Raw genomic sequence first — 18,367 nt, 5'->3', positions numbered from 1 at the left:
GGGCACTACATTAAATAAGCACTATTTTAACAGATTCGTCAAGTTTGCCATTTCAATTGCAGTAACTGCGGCTTCCCATCCCTTGTTACCTGCCTTCGTTCCTGCACGTTCAATTGCTTGTTCGATAGAGTCCGTCGTAAGCACACCGAATACTGTTGGAACCCCTGTCTTCATATTGACCTGCGCAACACCTTTAGCTGCTTCGCTGCACACATAATCAAAGTGTGGAGTAGATCCGCGAATGACTGCGCCAAGTGTAATTACAGCATCATACTTCCCGCTTTCCGCCATCTTTTGAGCAATCAACGGAATCTCAAAAGCACCCGGAACCCAGGCAATATCTACCTCTTCTTCCTTCGCTCCATGGCGCTTGAGCGCATCGAGAGCTCCGGATACTAGCTTACTGACGATAAACTCATTGAATCTGCCTGCGACGATACCATATTTTAAGCCTTCGGATACTAAGTGACCTTCAAAAACGTGTGGCATTAATAAAATCCTCCTCTAGGAAAAATAGTTGAATAATCAAGTTGTGAGTAGCTCTACTCTATTAGCCAAGCCGTACATTTGCTTACTGAGCGTGCTCATCCTGCTCCACATCGTCGAATACAAGCATATGACCAAGTTTTGCAGCCTTTGTATGCAAATATTTTGTGTTGTCCTCGTTCTCCTCCATTTGAATCGGAACGCGCTCAACAACTTCTAGCCCGTAGCCTTCCAGCCCCTTAATTTTGCGAGGGTTGTTCGTAAGAAGGCGAATTTGCCGGATGCCGAGATCCTTCAATATCTGAGCTCCAATGCCGTAATCCCGAAGATCTGCCGGGAATCCAAGCTTTAAGTTGGCGTCAACGGTGTCTAAACCCTGTTCTTGCAGCTTATACGCCTTCAGCTTGTTGATCAGCCCAATTCCACGTCCCTCTTGGCGCATATAGAGCAGTACACCTGCCCCTTCCCTCTCGATTTGCCGAAGCGCTGCAGCAAATTGAGGGCCGCAGTCGCAGCGATGCGAATGAAAAACGTCTCCAGTTAAGCACTCCGAGTGGACACGGACAAGAGCTGGCTTCGAATCGTCAAGACTGCCCTTCACTAAGGCAACATGCTCCTTGTTATCCACACCGTTCGTATACGCAATCGCCCGGAAAACTCCGAAGGCTGTTGGCATATTCACCTCAACCTCACGTTGAACCAGCTTTTCTTTCTCATTCCGGTAATGAATGAGATCTTTGATGCTGATCAGTTTCAGGCCATGCTTTTTCTTCAGCTCCATCAGGTCGGGGAGTCTAGCCATTGTGCCGTCTTCCTTAATTACTTCGCAGATGACACTAGCTGGTGCGGAGCCACTCATTCGAGCAAGATCTACTGCCGCTTCTGTATGCCCTGCGCGGCGCAATACCCCGCCCTTCTTCGCAATTAAAGGAAAAATATGTCCCGGCCGGCGGAAATCCTCTGCCTTAGCACCAGGATCCAGCATCTTCTGAATCGTCAACGAGCGTTCATGAGCCGAGATGCCTGTTGTCGTATCAACATGGTCGATAGATACTGTAAACGCCGTACTGTGATTATCCGTATTGCGGGCTACCATTGGGTGAAGTTCCAGCTCATCGGCACGCTCTTGGGAGATCGGTACACAGACCAATCCTCTGCCTTCTGTAATCATGAAGTTGATCACTTCCGGCGTTGCCTTATCAGCCAATGCGATAAAATCACCTTCATTTTCACGATCCTCGTCATCGACGACGATGATTATCTTCCCCTGCTTCAACTCAGCAAGGGCGTCTTCTATCCGATCAAAATGAAATGCTTCATTCATGTCGTTAACCCCTTTCATCGTCACATAAATCCGTGTTCTGCCAAAAACGCCGTACTGAGACCTCCGAAACGATCCGTTCCTTTCGTGTCGTTTTCCGCTCCCTGCCTGCCATAACGAAGCAAGTGATCCACATACTTTCCGAGCACATCACACTCAATGTTGACCGTATCACCCGGCATCTTGCTCTGAAGAGCAGTCTGTGCCAACGTATGCGGAATAATGGATACGGAAAACTCCCCATGCTCTGCCCTTGTAAGGGTCAAGCTAATCCCGTCTATCGTTATCGAGCCTTGTGAAATCATATATTTGGCCATCTCAGGTCGGCTGGCACGCAGCTCATATACAACGGCATTCGCATCACTCGTTCGTCTCACGATCGTTGCTAGTCCATCTACATGGCCTTGTACAATATGGCCGCCGAATCGGCCGCCTGCTGCCATTGCACGCTCCAGATTCACCGGATCGCCCGGCTTCAAGTCCTTCAAATTCGTATGGCGAAATGTTTGCGGCATTACATCTGCCATGAAAGAGACGCCATCATAAGATGTTGACGTTAGACATACTCCATTGACAGCGATGCTGTCCCCCAGCTTCATGCCATCCAGTACCTTAGACGCACGAATGTGAAGCACCATCGCTTCGCCCCGCTTCAAGACCGATTGCAGCCTTCCAACTTCCTCAACGAGCCCGGTGAACATCGTCGTCATCCTCCTTCATGCCATTTTTAGCTTGTTCTACTTGGCGCTTGCCGAAAGGATACCCGCTAATGCACACATTATCTCCGAGCACCTCAACCTCCATATGCTGGAGATGGTATGCATCCTTCATCCGGCTCACCCCTCCGAACGCAAAGTTGCCTGGTGCTTGCTGACCGCCAACTATAAGAGGGGCGATAAACAATACGATCTTGTCAATCAACTTCTCCTTAAGCATGGCCCCATTTAGGTGTCCTCCCCCTTCGAGAAGTATCGAGCCAATATCATGTTGGCCGCACCATTCCATCATCTGATGCAGATTAACCTGTTCACCTTCTCCACACGCGACCACGTCTACTCCACGAGACTTCAGCTCCCGCCGTTTTTGCTCGCTTGCCAGCGCAGTTGTAAATATACACGTGCGTACAGAACGATCCGTCACTACCTTGGCTTCCACTGGGATGCGTAGCTTGGAGTCTACGATTAAGCGAATCGGGCTAACCCCTGGCACAGTCAGCCGTGTCGTGAGTGAAGGATTATCGGCAAGCACTGTGCCAATGCCCACCATGATTGCTTGATGGCGGTGCCTCATCGTATGGACCACTTCACGGCATTGCTCATTCGAGATCCACTTGCTGTCTCCTGAAGCCGTTGCAATTTTGCCGTCAAGCGTACTGGCTGTCTTGAGAGTAATAAACGGGAGACCGGTCGTTATATACTTAGCGAACATTTCAATGAGTGCTAGACCCTGTTCCCGAAGTACATCTACCGTTACCTCAATCCCATGTTGTTTCAGCAGTGCAATTCCTTTCCCAGCAACTGCCGGATTTGGATCGACACAAGCGATTACGACTCGAGCAACTCCAGATTCGATCAGCCTTAGACAGCAGGGCGGTGTTCGCCCATAGTGGCTGCATGGCTCAAGTGTGACATATGCAGTAGCACCTTGCGCAGCTTCCCCAGCCATCGCTAATGCATGAACTTCTGCATGGCCTTCACCGCGGCGCAGATGTGCACCAAGACCTACAACTCGTCCCTCCTTGACAATGACGCATCCAACAGCAGGATTTACATCCGTCTGTCCAAGCACACGCTCTGCCATATCTAAAGCAAGCTGCATGTACAGTTCATCATTGATGACAGTAGACATTGGCTGTCCTCCTTTCCACAAACGGATCAAGGCTAATGCAAAAAAGCCCTTCGGATCCTCCGAAGGGCATGATTGATTGAGCTTACAGGCATGTACTTTATTTCACAATACACTTTCATTTGCATACGCCAAAGACAACTGAGAACACGGATGTAATCAGTGATATATTTCCATTCAGCATATGTCAAATACGACGATACAACGATAGAAAACCTCGCGCTTCTTCCGCAGGTATCCCTCTCCAATTCGCCTGAAATGCCATGTAATTGTGAAAAAAAGAACTTTAAAGAACTAAAATCAAGTTCCTCTCTCCTGACGCCCCTTCTCCCATCCAGACTATACTGTCGGCCCTGGAGTTGCACCAGATCCACCGTGTGGACGAATCCACCCGGGTCACGGACTAAGAACGTCTTGCATACGCAAGTCTCCGTTCATCACCGCCGGTCGGGAATTTCACCCTGCCCTGAAGGTCTGTCATTTTGATTGCTATTCATTTGGTATAAATATATGCACTTAGAAGTGTACCATCTGTCTTAGCAAAATGCAACTTACGGCGCTTTACCGCTTTGCTTAAGCGAACAGTGAGCAGCAAAAAAGACGTGCATACAGCCCCGCCGTACACACGTCTCCTTTCATGCTCTTCTATTCTTCAACGATTGTTACTTGCTTCATTTTGTCGCCTTGCTTTACAGCATCCATAAGCTCCATGCCTTCAACCACTTTACCGAATACCGTATGAACGCCGTCCAAGTGAGGGAATGCGTCGTAAGTGATATAGAACTGGGAACCGCCTGTGTCCTTTCCAGCATGTGCCATTGCAAGCACACCGCGCTCATGCTTGTGCGGATTGCCTTTTGTTTCACATTTGATTGTGTAGCCTGGGCCGCCTGTACCTGTTCCGTGCGGGCATCCGCCTTGCGCTACGAAGCCAGGAATAACGCGGTGGAATGTCAAACCGTTATAGAACCCTTCGGTAGATAGCTTCTCAAAGTTTGCAACAGTACCAGGCGCATCTTGCTCATGAAGCAGAATTTTTACCGTACCGCCTTTTTCTAATTCAATCACTGCATATTTGCTCATATTTATTATCTCCTTCCATATGTACAATGCTCACGCTTGCTCATCCGATTATACGTTATTTTCAAGCAAAAAGAAAACACCCGATTTCTGTCTTATCGTTGTATACGACAATACAGGTACTCGGGTGTATGACTTCTACCTTATTCATTGTACATTCAACCGCATGCAAATTGCACATACAACCATGCAATGAAACGTTATTTCAGCATCGGCTCCTTGCTCATGCGTGCCGGAATGCAGTCATTGCGTACGATATCTTCATGCGTTTCACGGCGCACCACAATATCTGCTTCCCCATTGCAGACGAACACGACTGCAGGTCTTGGAATCCGATTATAGTTGCTTGCCATCGAATAGTTATAGGCACCTGTACAGGATACGGCAAGCAAATCGCCCTGCTGAACCGCAGGCAGCACAGTATCCCAAATCAGCATATCTCCGCTCTCACAGCATTTTCCTGCAATAGATACCGTTTCGGTGGACTCGCATGTTGCTCGATTGGCAAGCAGAGACTCATAACGCGACTCATACAATGCAGGACGAGGATTATCCGTCATGCCGCCGTCTACAGCGACAAATTTGCGCACACCAGGAATATCCTTCACGGAGCCGATAGTATATAAAGTTGTTCCCGCTTCTCCAACAATGCTGCGGCCTGGCTCAACCCAGATTTCAGGCAGGCTCTCCGCTACACCGGCAAAGTGCTGCTTCACCGCATCAGTAATTGCCTTCACATATTCACGGACATGTAAAGGCGTGTCGCCTTCCACGTAGCGAATACCAAACCCTCCGCCTAAGTTCACGACGCGGAATGTGATCGCAAGCTGCTCCATTACCCTACGTGCAAATTGCGCTACGCGCTCAACCGCCATTTGAAAGCCTTCTGTCTCAAAAATTTGAGAACCGATATGAGAGTGGATGCCAAGCAGCTCCAAGTGTGTCGCATCCGCTGCCTGGCGTACAGCATCGAGTGCAGTCCCATTCCCGATATCAAAGCCAAATTTAGAATCCGTCTGGCCAGTAGAAATGTATTCATGAGTGTGCGCTTCGACACCCGGAGTAACACGAAGCAGCACAGGTACTGACTGATTGCGTTCCTGGCAGATTGCGTTGAGCAGCTTCAGCTCGGTAAAGTTATCAACTACGAAGCAGCCGATGCGAGCGTCAAGCGCCATTTCAATTTCATCAGGCGTCTTATTATTGCCATGGAAGTGTATGCGGTGTGCAGGGAATCCGGCCCGCATTGCCGTGAACAGTTCCCCCCCAGATACAACATCAAGGGATAGTCCTTCTTGATCAACTAAGCGGCACATTGCTGTTGTACAAAATGCCTTGCTTGCATAGGCTACTTGGAAGGTCAACCCTGACTCACGAAATGCATCCATGTATTGTGCACAGCGTTCTCTGACTAATGCTTCGTCAAAAATGTATAGCGGAGTACCAAATCTATGCTTCAATTCGGTAACATCACAACCGCCTATTTCCAAATGTCCGTCCCCATTAATCCTGCTCGTTCCGTGTAAGTACATTGTCATTTCTCCCCACTCCCACTCGATCTTCTATGTCTATCCCCTTATGCTGTTCCAATTGTTGGCCAAAATATTACATCGAGTATATCAGCATATTCGATCACGAAAGAATGGATTTTTCCGTCCATCATTTGCATTATAAAGGTTGTCAAGGGACAAACACATTGCCTTCAAGCACAGATGCTATCGCTTCGTTCTAGGCGGCATCTTTGTATTATCTCGCGTCTGATTCAAGCTCGGGCGAGTCTTCACCAGCATAAACGGCTGGCGAATGAGAATATTGTACATCGCCTTGGCGTTGAACGGAATAAACGGCCATAAATATGAAGCATTGTATGAGCGATGCAAGGTAAGCCATAACAGCCATACCGTTGTCCCGATGACAAGTCCTGGGACCCTGAACAGAGCAACAGCAATGAGCAGTACGAGCCGAACGATACGGTTGGCCAGCCCCAATTCATAGCTCGGTGTCGCGAACATCCCTACAGCAGCAACTGCCATATACAAAATGACCTCATTGACGAAAACCCCAGTCTTTACTGCAATATCCCCTACAAGGATCGCGGCCAGCAAGCCTAACGCGATGGCTAGAGGAGACGGTGTATGCACGGCTGCCATTCGCATCAAATCGACCCCAAGCTCTGCGATGAGGAACTGAAAGATGAGCGGTATCTTCCCTGTCTCCTGCGGTCCAATTATTTGCATAGCGGCAGGTTTCAGGCCGGGTTTCTATAACAAGCAGCAGCCACAGAGGGAGAATGAATAGTGACGCAAAAATCCCGATGAAGCGTACACTCCGCAAATAGGTTCCCATAAATGCGGTTTGTCGATTTTCTTCTGCATGCTGACATAGGTCGAAAAACGTCGTCGGCAAAATAATAACAGATGGCGAAGTATCGACAAATATAACGATACTGCCGTCCAATAGGTGGGAAGCTACGACATCCGGTCGCTCGGAATACCGCACTAACGGGTACGGGTTCCAAAACTTATTGATAATCGCTTCTTCCAACTGCTTATCGGCATGAGGAAGACCATCGAGATTCACCGCTTTTATTTTATTACGAACCGACTCCACTTGACGCTTGTCTGCAATATCATCGATATAGGCAATGCACACATCTGTACGGGTACGGCGGCCAACCTGCACCATTTCGTACATGAGCCCTGGGTCGCGTACACGTCGACGCACTAAGGTCACATTCGTAAGCAGCGTTTCACCGAATCCATCGCGAGCACCCCGTACAACGCGTTCGAGCGACGGTTCTTCCAGACCTCGCACCGGAAAGGATTTGCAATCCACAATAATCGCGGTTGATTCATGATCAATAAAGAACGCACTGCTACCAGCCAGCACCTTATTAATGATACTGCTTAGTTTATTCTCCCGCTCTACTTGCAGGTGGGGAATGTAGCGCTCGAACAAGGATTTGAGGGCATTCGGCGTTATTTCTTCCTTGTCTAAATACGACATGCGGGACAGGATTAAAGTCATGACCTCTTCCTTGGCGAATCCGTTCAAATAAAACAAGCCTACACGGCGCTCACCAAAGACCATTTCACGCAAAATGATATCAAACGACTCTCCAAGCCCGACTACCCGCTGGAGAGTTTTCTTCGTTTCGTCCAGCTTTTTTGATACTTCATCCTTGTTCTGCCAATAGATGATGGATTCCTCAATCGTATCGGACTTTTCGTTCTGCTTCTTCTTCTCCGTTATCTTATCCTGAGATGAGGCGTGCTTCTGATCATCCTTCTCCTTGGCATGCTCTTGGCCTGAACTCATATCAGAAGGCGGAAATGTGTCCCTATTAGACTCCTCTTGTTCTGAACGTTGCTCTGTCATCGGCAATCTCCTCCTTCGTTAATGTGGTAATGTTGTGCACAGCGCTCGGCTGCTGATATTCGCTCATTCAATGCGGGTATTTAAAACAATCAAGCCAAGAACCAACAACCTTCCCGATAACCATGGCAGTAAGCAGGTGAGGGAGCACAAAAGTCATCCCCAGCCGCTTCGCCAGTATTGGAAATACATTTAACACTTCCGTAAGTGCTGCCGCCAGCAGCCCAACGAATACCCCGTCCAAAAGTCCAATGAATGGGGAGAACCATCCTGCATAATAAAAGGAGATATTCCACAAATCTGTTACGGTAAAGAACAGCGTACCCGCAATGATTGCATACTCAAACCAATATGAGCAATGGAAGGAACGCGTCAGCTGAGCAAGACGAGGGAGCATGTCCAGTACGACAAATAAAGCGACCATTGCACCGCCGACCGTAATCCCTCCAGCTAAACCCGCAAAGGACGCGAGCAGCTGCGCGAGACCATACATCCATGAATCACTCACGCTTCAAATCCTCCTTGCGCAAACGCTTGTACTCCTCAGTAATCATGTATTGGTTCAAATTTTCTTGGTAAAGGAACATCTCTACTTCAAGCGGCGTCGGTTCCTCATTGAACTTTTTCCGGAAGAAATGATTGAAAAATACGACCATTCCCAACCCTATCCCGATTGAGTAGCACGCTTGAAACCAAAAAGGATTCGCATCCTTACGGCCTGTAAGCAGCTCGACAATCCGTTTATGTACTGGAAGCATGCTTACATCGGCGTGAAAGTTCATGATGGCGAGACCTGAACCAAAGAACAGCAGCAGCCAAACGAGGACAATCAAGGCCACGTTCGGCTTTTTCACGGTTGCAGCAACCTCTACAAGCGTATGTGGCTGGCCAAAGCATTCAATTGTCATTTTCGGGTATATAGCTTTAATCAACCTAGTGATTTGCATCATATCAATCAAAACTACATTGCCATCGCTTGGTTTTGGATCCTTCAGTACAATCTCCTTTAATTTTGCATGCCAAGCGTCATCTGCAATTACTTCCGCTACATCCTGCAATCTTATCGGATGCCCGGGCTTTACTGAAGATTGCTTACGCAGCCGGATGTAGCAGGTGCTTCCGGATTCTGGAATCCCATCCACAGTCGCCATATCGATCCCCCTCCTTCCTCCATAGCGTTAGTATGGATGAATGGACAGCAAAAAAACCGCAGGGACATTCCCTGCGGTTCAATGCTTAACTCCCATCTGCTCATTGCGCTATCTGAGCCTTGATGGATTGCAATATTTTCTTTTCAAGCCGCGATACCTGCACCTGGGATATTCCGAGCCGGCTCGCAACCTCTGATTGTGTCTGATCCCGATAATACCGCAAGTACACAATAAGCTGCTCTCGTTCGCTCAAGCCTTCAATCGCCTCATTCAGCGCCAGCTTATCGAACCACTTTTCCTGTGTATCGTCTGCAATTTGATCCATGAGCGTAATCGGATCACCGTCATTTTCAAACACCGTCTCATGGATAGAGGTAGGCGGCTTGTTCGCCTCTTGTGCAAATACAACATCCTCCGGTGATACCCCAAGCTCGGCAGCAACTTCCTTAATTGTCGGAAGGCGATTAAGACGCTTGGACAGCTCATCCTTCGTTTTGCGCACCTTGTTCGCCATCTCTTTCAAGGAACGGCTTACCTTAAGGGTTCCATCATCACGCAAAAAGCGTTGAATTTCACCGATAATCATCGGCACCGCGTAGGTCGAGAACTTCACATCATAAGACAAATCGAATTTATCAACAGATTTCAGCAATCCGATGCAACCAATCTGGAATAGATCATCCGGATCATATCCTCGATTCATAAAGCGCTGAACGACGGACCAGACAAGGCGAATGTTGCAATTGACAAGTGTTTCCCTTGCTAATGAGTCACCTGTCTGACTAAGCGCAATCAGACGCTTCACTTCCGCGTCATCCAAATAATTGGGCGACGACTGCTTCAAATCAGCTTCCATGGCTTCAACCCCTAATTATAGAGCGCTTTTTTCGATTCAATCCGCTTTTTCATGCGGATGCTCGTTCCGACGCCCAGCTCGGTAGTTACTTCGCATTCATCCATGAAGTTCTCCATGATCGTGAAGCCCATGCCAGAGCGTTCCATATCCGGCTTAGACGTATACAGCGGCTGTCTTGCCAGCTCAAGATCCTCTATGCCTCGTCCATTGTCTGAGATCGTAAGCGTGATTTCTTCTCCTGTAATAGAGGCTGAAATCGTAACCATACCTGTAGGGTCATTGTCATAACCATGGATGATACAATTCGTTACTGCCTCAGAGATTACCGTCTTCAAATCCGTCAGCTCGTCCATTGTCGGGTCAAGCTGGGATACAAATGCCGCCACAGCCACACGGGCAAATGCCTCATTTTCGGAACGACTGGAAAATTGCAGCGTCATTACGTTCGTGTCTGATTGTACACTCATGATACGACCTCCAACCCATTAAGCGCTTTGCGCTCATTATCGTAAACATGCACAATTTTAAACAAGCCAGACAATTCGAACAGACGTCGCACTGCCGGATTCATATCGCACACCGCCATTTTTCCGCCTCGTCCCTTGATCTGCTTGTATCTTCCTAAAATGACACCTAATCCTGAGCTGTCCATAAACGTCAAATCACGAAGGCTTAGCACGACATGGTTCACTTGCTTTCGTTGAATTGCTTCGTCGAGCTGAATCCGTACGAGCTCTGCCGTATGATGATCCAGTTCCCCACTCAGACGGGTAATTAATACGTTGCGCTGGTGTTCCAATTCCACCTGCAGATTCATGGCGCCTCACTCTCCTCCCCATGATGCCGATACAGTTCGTCAATTGGATAACCAATTCCTGCCTGCCGACAAAACTAGAAGCTGCCCGTCTTTAATTGACAAAAACAACTTGCCGCACGTACGCTTGAAGAGCGTCCACCAACCAGCTTTCGCAATTTCCTCCGCAGATTCGACAGGATATTCGCGAACGACCTTATCCCCTTGATATACGACAAGTTTCCCAAGCGACTGACCTGCCTTCACCGGAGCCTTAACCGATTTCGGACCGTCAAGCTCAAAGCGCAGATTGTCCGTGCCCTCGCCTTTTTTGAGCAGCACATGGTATGGACGCTGAGCCTTCAATTCTATTTTTTCGACCATGCCTTTTTCAACGCGAATGTCTCCTATACGATCACCGCTTTTCAGCAGCGGAACATTCGTATATTGAGCGAAGGCGTAATCGAACATTTGAGTGACTTCTGCATTGCGTGTCTTTGTATTCGGTTCGCCAAGCACAACGGCAATAACACGCATATTGTCCCGCTTTGCTGTAGCTGACAAGCAATAACGCGCTTCTGAAGTAAATCCTGTTTTCAATCCATCGGCGCCTTGGTAGAACCGTACAAGTTTGTTCGTATTGACAAGCCAAAATTTCTTGCTGGTGTTCTGCCGCAAATAATCCTCATATGCACCTGTAAATTTGGTAACATTCGGATATTTCAACAATGCTTGCGACATCAAGGCAATATCATGCGCTGACGTATAATGATTCTCAGCAGGGAGGCCATTGCAATTCACAAAATGAGTATCCTTCATGCCAAGCTCTGCAGCCTTATCGTTCATCATCTGTACGAACGCTTTTTCGGAACCGCCAATCTTCTCAGCCATTGCAACCGATGCATCATTGCCTGAAGCCATTGCGATTCCCTTCATCATTTCTTCGACCGTCATTTCTTCGCCCGGCTCAAGAAAGATTTGCGATCCACCCATAGACGCAGCGTACTCGCTTGTCGCCACCTTGTCCGTCATCTTCAGCTTGCCTTTGTCAATCGCTTCCATGACAAGCAGCATCGTCATAATTTTCGTAATGCTTGCTGGTGGAAGCTTATCGTGACTATTTTTCTCGAAGATCACCGTTCCTGTTTCCGCATCCATAAGCACCGCTGAGCGCGCGTTATCCGCCAATTGGGCTTCCGGCGCAGCAGAGGATGTTGCTTGGCTTGGCGTTTCCGAATTCGTCCAAGGCGGCAAGTCTGCTCGTGCATAAGATGCGTTCGCCGTAGCAGGCAATATACAAGCGGCAGCGAATAAAAGGCTAAGACTAGCACACAGCCATTTGTTCACAGATTGTCCCCTCCTATCTAAATAGCGTACATCCTGAGTGCATTACATGCGCAGGATGCACTTTCTATCCAGTGTTACCTTTCAGAAGCAAAATATTCCACTCTTACCGAAAGATAGAGCAGAACTTGGAAGGATTCTCTTGTGAAAGTAGAAAAAATTGGAAAACAAATTTATAGCATATGAAGTGAAATGCAGTACACAACGAGAAAGGATGATATCATGCTATAGTCACAATTTGAACACAAAATGATCTCGCGGGGTTCGAATTTCCCGGATTTTGATTTTACTAAGAATAACCTTGATCGCATCTGTATCGGGCTGTATCTGGGCTATTCAGAGGAACAGCTAATGAGAGAGATCTCTATTTCACAGGTACAGTGGAAAAATAGCATCGATTTGCTCTACAGTGAAGGTCTCATCAAAAAAGAAGAGGAGCGATATGTTCCGACATTTCCGGTCATCGCACATGAGTCGGGGCAGCAGCTCTACCAGCTTAGCATCCCAATTGGGAATGATATCGTATCACTAATAAAGCTTAAAGCGAATCGAATTCAGCAAGAGACTTTGTGGAAGAACGGCAAGCTGATGATACCTGTACTGAACAACGAGGAATATCAAGCACTGCATCGCATTGCCAATCTTATTACGGCGGATATGATCAACCTGTTCGAGGGTTATCGTTCTATGCTGGTTCAAGCGTATCACGCTTCCCTATTCGCTACAGAAACTTCCTTCGAGGAGTATTTTATTTGGTATTATCATTTTTTATATTCTTATGTAACCGATCAGCTCATCGAATTGAAACGTTATACAATTGCCTTCTTCGAATGGACTCGCTCATTTTATATTGCTGGAACCATAAGAAAAAGCCGCTGTACTGCCCGATCGATGGACAGCCATGCAGCGGCCTTTTCACATACAAATGTCTTACTTACATAACAGGGATAATCCCAATAACAAGCTTGAGGAACTTATCGCGGACGAGCTCTGCTGTCTCCATAACTTCAGCGTGCGACAACGGCTGATCAAGGATTCCTGCCGCCATGTTACTAATACAGGAAATACCGAGCACTTCCATACCTGCATGCTGTGCAACGATCACTTCTGATACTGTAGACATCCCTACAGCGTCGCCACCTAGTATACGGAGCATGCGGATTTCCGCAGGCGTTTCGTAGTTCGGGCCAAGAAAGCCAACATAGACGCCTTCCTGCAGTTCAACGCCCTGTGAGGCTGCAACTTCCTTCGCCTTCTGGCGAAGCTTCGGGCTGTATGCCTGAGACATATCTGGGAATCGTGCCCCGAGCCGGTTGTCGTTCGCACCAATCAACGGATTGCGTCCCGTCATGTTCAAATGATCAGAAATAAGCATAAGGTCTCCAGGCTTATAGGAAGTATTGATACCGCCTGCCGCATTCGTCACGAGCAGCTTGGATACGCCAATTGCCTTCATAACGCGGACCGGGAATGCTGTCAGCTCAGGGCCGTATCCTTCGTACATATGGAAGCGGCCCTTCATCAGTGCTACCGTACGGCCAGCGATTTTGCCGACCAGAAGCTCACCAGCATGGCCTTCTACAGTAGATACAGGGAAATGCGGAATGTCCCCGTAAGCAATCGTAACAGGCTGTTCCACCAAGTCTGCCAGTACCCCTAGTCCGGATCCCAAAATCAATCCTACTTCTGGCGTCTCACTAATTCTGGATTGGATATAAGCCGCTGCCTCTTGAATATGATCGTGTGTCATTGTGTTGCTCATTTTGTCTCCCCCATTCTTCATAATCGTCCGATTGGTATCGGATCGTGTAATCCTTTATTTCAGTTCATGCAAAAAGCTTGTGCCCACCTGCGGCGATCCCGCTTGGAAATTGTCAGCAATTGTAGCCCCTAAGTCCGCATAGGTTGTACGAATACCAAGCGATTGTCCAGCTTGCAAAGATGGACTATACAGCAGAAGTGGCACATATTCCCGTGTATGATCTGTCCCTGTATGCGTGGGATCATTGCCATGATCTGCAGTAATGACTAATAAATCATTCGGTCCAATCCTATCCATCATCGCTGGCAGGGCCGCATCAAATTCCTCCAACGCCTTGGCATAGCCTGCAGGATCCCGGCGATGCCCATACATGGAATCAAAATCCACTAAATTGACGAACAACAATCCTTCAAAGGATTGCCCCAGCAATTCGGTCGTGGTTTCAATACCGTGGGAATTACTCTTGGTTGGATACGAGGCGGTTATGCCTTCTCCCGAGAAAATATCGTTAATTTTCCCAACCGCAATTACGTCCTTCCCTGCCTGCTGCAAAAGATTAAGCACAGTATCTGCTGGAGGCTTAATTGCATAATCGTGCCGATTCGGCGTTCGTGTATACGCGCCTGGCTTGCCAACATAAGGACGTGCAATGACGCGACCAACGGAATGAGGTTCGCAAAGCGTCAATTTGCGAGCAATCTCACATGCGCGATATAACTCATCCAGAGGAATAATCTCCTCGTGGGCCGCAATTTGGAACACACTATCCGCAGATGTATAAACGATCCATGATCCCGTCTTCATCTGCTCTTCGCCATATTCCTCAAGAATTTCCGTCCCGGATGCAGGCTTGTTGGCCAGCACCTTCCGTCCTGTTTCCTTCTCGAACGCTTCGATCAGTTCCTGTGGGAATCCATCTGGATACGTATTGAACGGTGTAGTGATGCGAAGACCCATCAGCTCCCAATGACCTGTCATGGTATCTTTGCCTACTGAGATCTCGGCCATTTTGCCAAATACGCCTTCTGGGTGTTCAACAGCCTTCAAGGTACCCAGGTCAGCAATATTTCCAAGACCAAGTCGCTGTATATTCGGCAGTTTTATATTCGGATTGTGTTCAATGATATGGCCCAAAGTATGAGCGCCTGCATCGCCAAATTGCGGAGCATCTGGCAGTTCCCCTATGCCGACACTATCCAGCACAATAACTGCAATACGACCAAATCGGTTACTAGTTCTATTCACGGTTACCACTCCTTCTCATTCTTCATCTTAGATTATGTTAAGGAGATTTGAACCATACTCTCGTTACTTCTTCTTCGCTCTCGGGTGGGCAAATGTATAGACTTCCTTCATGCTGGACTTCTTCATATATTCCACATATCGCTGTGTTGTGGCCGGATCGGCATGGCCAAGCATTTCTTGCACAGCCCGAACATCGGCACCATTTGATAACAGATGAACGGCAAAGGAATGTCGCAGAGTATGAGGCGTAATCGGAAAGGGTAGTTCCAGATGTTCCGCATATTTTTGACCATTTTCCAGAAGCCTTGCCGTGACATCCGTTGACCGCGCACATTAACGAACAGAGCCGATTGCTCTCCATACTCTACTTCCCCAACAAGCGAGGATGAGGAGATAAATTGTGGTCTTGACTCGTTCAAGTATCGATCTAAGGCTTCCGCAGCGACTTGCCCTAATGGTACAACACGCTCCTTGCCGCTCATGCAGCGAAGAAACCCAAGCTTCGGCTGGACATCCTCCACGTTGAGCGACATGAGCTCCGATACCCGAACTCCAGTCGCATACAAAGTCTCAAGCATCGCTCGATCCCGAATGCCTAACGGCGAACGATCGTCTGGTAATGACAGAAGCCGTTCTGTGTCCGATAGGGACAAAATCTCAGGGGCCTTCGTCGATGTCTTCGGCCGCTCCACTTCATAAGATGGATCCTGCTTCAGGCTCCCTTCGTGGATACAAAAATGAAAAAAGGAACGTAATGAGGCCGCAATGCGTGCTATGCTCGAAGCCGCCCTACCGTCCCGCTTCAATTGATACATATATTGATTAACATGGTAAGAACGAATCTCATCGACCCTATTCACGCCTTCGCCAACCGCTGCAATGAACATCTCAATATCGCGTATATAGGCTTCCTGCGTATTCAAGGATACCCGCCGTTCGTTCATTAAATAATTGCGATATGCTTCCACTTGCTGTTCTAGTAAGCTTGCCATCGAACTATACTCCTTAACTTGCGACTTTCACTGGCTGTTATCACTGTTATAAGCAACCAATCCTACACTACTTCCACAGCTTTCATGCGAAATCCTTCCCTGCACAAACATTTCCCTACTCGCCCAACCAGTAGTACACACGCAGCCGTTCTGTAAAAGTCATATGCTCTCTATCCAATTCATCTTCCCACCGAAACACCTTTACAGCCTTGCCATGCGGCTCACGATACTTGTCCACTGGATAAATCCAATCACTGATTGCCCCCATAAAATAAGCAACCGCGTAGGTCATCATGAGAAATAATGCCATAAACTTAATTCGTCTTAATAGGGCTCGCAATGGCACGATCATTGTGTTCTCCCCTTCCGATGGGCTAAATCATTCTCCTGTAACATATGATGCCAGGCCCTCGGATATGCGGGTCATCTCAATTCAAGGAATGAATTTTGTGGATAGATTATTTCACCGTTCTATATTAGTCTCATACGATACAACATGGCATTCCATTCATCCTGCAAATGATCTGCCAAACCGCATCGAATTGGAGGGCTAGCAAGCATGCGCACCTTATCACGCATGTTGAAGGCGGCTGTCAGCAGTCGGCCTCATCGCAAAGCGATACGCAAGATGATTATTTTAAAAGACGAAGAAAGCTACAACGCATGCATACTTGAATTACAAAAATTCGGCATTACACCTGTCAAGCAAGTCGATTCAGCGAATATGTTATGCTGTCATATGGATGGCAACCATCAAGCATTGATGCGATTGAAGAAGCATCCGCACGTCCGCAGAATTGAAACGGACGCGAAAGTCAGAGCACATCTATCCCCTTTCTTCTATGATCCTGCAGACTTTAATCTGGACTCCATAACTACAGAGGCTTCTTCTGCAACAGACCAAATTCCTTGGGGAGTCAAACGCATACAAGTTCCACCCGTATGGAAGAAATCTCAAGGAAAAAGCATTAAAGTCGCCATCGTTGATACCGGCATCTCTACCCACCCTGATCTCCAAATTGCAGGTGGGGTGAACACAATCCATAAGGGAAGCCCTTATAAGGACGACAATGGTCACGGAACGCATGTAGCGGGGATTGTTGCTGCACTAGGAAAAAATGGAATGCAGTATGGTGTAGCCCCAGAGGTCAAACTCTATGCCGTAAAGGTTCTGGATAAGACCGGGGACGGATATGTCTCAGATATTGTGGAAGGGCTTGAATGGTGCATACGCAATAAAATGGACGTCATCAATATGAGCTTAGGACTTAATGGAGCCAGTGCATCACTGCGAACAATGGTAAAGCGAGCTCATCGCAATGGAATTGTGATTGTCTCCTCAGCCGGTAACGAGGGCAAAAGCAGCAAAAAAATCGATCAGCCAGCCAGCTACCCGGAAGTCATCGCGGTTGCGGCCACGGACAAGAAAAATCGCATTGCATCATTTAGCAGCCGCGGGCGAGGCATTGATGTTGCTGCACCAGGCAGCGATATCGTATCCACTAGCAACAAAAAAGGATTTGTCGCGAATTCCGGAACATCGATGGCAGCGCCACATGTTTCAGGAACGGTCGCCCTGCTGCTGGCTCACAACCGCAAAATAAGCCCCGCCCATGTTCGCAAATTGTTAATAAACAATGCCCGCCCACTCAAGGGGTATTCGCGAATTTCACAGGGATTCGGTCTGATCCAAGCAGAGCAGGCCTTCTCTGCACTTTCCATCGCATCCCAGCCAGCGGCGGAAGCTAGCAATAGTTACGAGTTGGCCCCAGCTATGGCGACTCCAATCACTCCTTATATGGCAATAGCCTCCTCACGAAGCAATCGCAGTAAGAAAACAGCCGCTGTTCAGCGGAGGAAGCGCAAGCGTGCAGCTCGCCGAACTCTCGTTGTTGAAAGGCGGATCACCGCCAACAGCCGAAAAAGAACATCTGTTGCTATGCGCAAAGAGTAAATGCTTCATAAGCACATTTCGCATTCCTAATTTCATTATGTATCTATGCCGTTATCGTTGATCCCAAGCAATAAAGCCTCGGCTATGCTGCCGAGGCTTTCTCATCATATCCATCTCATAAGCTGCCGCTATTCCCCGTACTGGCACAGCCTTGCGCCATTAC

Annotated in this window: 17 protein-coding genes, 2 pseudogenes and 1 riboswitch; of the genes and pseudogenes, 2 read left to right on the top strand and 17 right to left on the bottom strand. The window is 48.0% G+C overall.

What is annotated here, in order from left to right; genetic code table 11:
* Nucleotides 1-21: 21 nt before the first annotated feature.
* From ribH to PAV_RS12875, 13 genes and pseudogenes are all read right to left on the bottom strand, one after another.
* Nucleotides 22-489, bottom strand: a complete 468-nt coding sequence (ribH, locus tag PAV_RS12935) for a 6,7-dimethyl-8-ribityllumazine synthase (RefSeq protein ID WP_005546822.1) — start codon at nt 487-489, stop codon at nt 22-24.
* Nucleotides 490-571: 82 nt separating this feature from the next.
* The gene (locus PAV_RS12930) at nt 572-1,810 is read right to left on the bottom strand and encodes a bifunctional 3,4-dihydroxy-2-butanone-4-phosphate synthase/GTP cyclohydrolase II (protein WP_040735831.1); all 1,239 of its coding nucleotides are present in this window, start codon (nt 1,808-1,810) and stop codon (nt 572-574) included.
* 20 nt (nt 1,811-1,830) lie between these two features.
* Nucleotides 1,831-2,508 carry a riboflavin synthase gene (ribE, locus tag PAV_RS12925; protein WP_005546819.1) on the bottom strand — a complete coding sequence of 226 codons (678 nt, stop codon included), beginning with the start codon at nt 2,506-2,508 and terminating at the stop codon, nt 1,831-1,833.
* Nucleotides 2,489-3,655, bottom strand: a complete 1,167-nt coding sequence (gene ribD, locus PAV_RS12920; protein WP_005546817.1) for a bifunctional diaminohydroxyphosphoribosylaminopyrimidine deaminase/5-amino-6-(5-phosphoribosylamino)uracil reductase RibD — start codon at nt 3,653-3,655, stop codon at nt 2,489-2,491. Before ribD ends, ribE begins: the two co-directional genes overlap by 20 nt.
* A gap of 315 nt (nt 3,656-3,970) precedes the next feature.
* Nucleotides 3,971-4,130, bottom strand: a riboswitch (FMN riboswitch).
* A 167-nt stretch (nt 4,131-4,297) separates the two neighbouring features.
* Entirely contained in the window at nt 4,298-4,735 is a 438-nt protein-coding gene (locus PAV_RS12915) for a peptidylprolyl isomerase (protein WP_005546816.1), read from the bottom strand.
* 197 nt (nt 4,736-4,932) lie between these two features.
* Nucleotides 4,933-6,264, bottom strand: coding sequence for a diaminopimelate decarboxylase (gene lysA / locus PAV_RS12910; RefSeq protein ID WP_040735830.1), 1,332 nt, complete (start codon nt 6,262-6,264; stop codon nt 4,933-4,935).
* A 183-nt stretch (nt 6,265-6,447) separates the two neighbouring features.
* Nucleotides 6,448-8,050, bottom strand: a pseudogene (locus PAV_RS12905) (spore germination protein).
* A gap of 127 nt (nt 8,051-8,177) precedes the next feature.
* Nucleotides 8,178-8,615 carry a stage V sporulation protein AB gene (locus PAV_RS12900; protein WP_005546811.1) on the bottom strand — a complete coding sequence of 146 codons (438 nt, stop codon included), beginning with the start codon at nt 8,613-8,615 and terminating at the stop codon, nt 8,178-8,180.
* On the bottom strand, nt 8,608-9,258 hold the full coding sequence (locus PAV_RS12895) for a stage V sporulation protein AA (RefSeq protein WP_005546810.1): 651 nt from the start codon (nt 9,256-9,258) through the stop codon (nt 8,608-8,610). Before PAV_RS12895 ends, PAV_RS12900 begins: the two co-directional genes overlap by 8 nt.
* Before the next feature lie 100 nt (nt 9,259-9,358).
* On the bottom strand, nt 9,359-10,114 hold the full coding sequence (sigF, locus tag PAV_RS12890) for an RNA polymerase sporulation sigma factor SigF (RefSeq protein WP_005546805.1): 756 nt from the start codon (nt 10,112-10,114) through the stop codon (nt 9,359-9,361).
* An 11-nt stretch (nt 10,115-10,125) separates the two neighbouring features.
* Nucleotides 10,126-10,581, bottom strand: a complete 456-nt coding sequence (spoIIAB, locus tag PAV_RS12885; RefSeq protein ID WP_005546803.1) for an anti-sigma F factor — start codon at nt 10,579-10,581, stop codon at nt 10,126-10,128.
* The gene (gene spoIIAA, locus PAV_RS12880) at nt 10,578-10,931 is read right to left on the bottom strand and encodes an anti-sigma F factor antagonist (RefSeq protein WP_005546801.1); all 354 of its coding nucleotides are present in this window, start codon (nt 10,929-10,931) and stop codon (nt 10,578-10,580) included. Before spoIIAA ends, spoIIAB begins: the two co-directional genes overlap by 4 nt.
* A 39-nt stretch (nt 10,932-10,970) precedes the next feature.
* The gene (locus PAV_RS12875; protein WP_005546799.1) at nt 10,971-12,254 is read right to left on the bottom strand and encodes a D-alanyl-D-alanine carboxypeptidase family protein; all 1,284 of its coding nucleotides are present in this window, start codon (nt 12,252-12,254) and stop codon (nt 10,971-10,973) included.
* A 348-nt stretch (nt 12,255-12,602) separates the two neighbouring features.
* Between PAV_RS12875 and PAV_RS12870 the strand changes: the two genes are divergently transcribed.
* On the top strand, nt 12,603-13,193 hold the full coding sequence (locus PAV_RS12870) for a hypothetical protein (protein ID WP_157266797.1): 591 nt from the start codon (nt 12,603-12,605) through the stop codon (nt 13,191-13,193).
* On the opposite strand, the gene PAV_RS12865 is transcribed toward PAV_RS12870, so the two are convergent.
* The 4 genes and pseudogenes from PAV_RS12865 to PAV_RS12850 all read right to left on the bottom strand — a co-directional run bounded on the left by PAV_RS12865 (nt 13,186) and on the right by PAV_RS12850 (nt 16,602).
* Nucleotides 13,186-14,013, bottom strand: coding sequence for a purine-nucleoside phosphorylase (locus tag PAV_RS12865; RefSeq protein ID WP_005546794.1), 828 nt, complete (start codon nt 14,011-14,013; stop codon nt 13,186-13,188). The two genes, PAV_RS12870 and PAV_RS12865, sit on opposite strands and share 8 nt — an antisense overlap.
* Nucleotides 14,014-14,067: 54 nt before the next feature.
* Nucleotides 14,068-15,258, bottom strand: coding sequence for a phosphopentomutase (locus PAV_RS12860; protein ID WP_005546792.1), 1,191 nt, complete (start codon nt 15,256-15,258; stop codon nt 14,068-14,070).
* A 63-nt stretch (nt 15,259-15,321) separates the two neighbouring features.
* Nucleotides 15,322-16,202: pseudogene (locus PAV_RS12855) on the bottom strand (tyrosine recombinase).
* A 163-nt stretch (nt 16,203-16,365) separates the two neighbouring features.
* On the bottom strand, nt 16,366-16,602 hold the full coding sequence (locus PAV_RS12850) for a DUF4227 family protein (RefSeq protein ID WP_005546789.1): 237 nt from the start codon (nt 16,600-16,602) through the stop codon (nt 16,366-16,368).
* A gap of 207 nt (nt 16,603-16,809) precedes the next feature.
* Here PAV_RS12850 and PAV_RS12845 point away from each other — a divergent pair, with 207 nt between their 5' ends.
* On the top strand, nt 16,810-18,204 hold the full coding sequence (locus tag PAV_RS12845) for a S8 family peptidase (RefSeq protein ID WP_005546787.1): 1,395 nt from the start codon (nt 16,810-16,812) through the stop codon (nt 18,202-18,204).
* Nucleotides 18,205-18,367: the final 163 nt, after the last annotated feature.

The organism is Paenibacillus alvei DSM 29, assembly GCF_000293805.1.
GTDB lineage: Bacteria > Bacillota > Bacilli > Paenibacillales > Paenibacillaceae > Paenibacillus_B > Paenibacillus_B alvei.
Note: the sequence above shows the minus strand (reverse complement) of the source record. Positions and strands in the feature narration are given on the sequence as shown.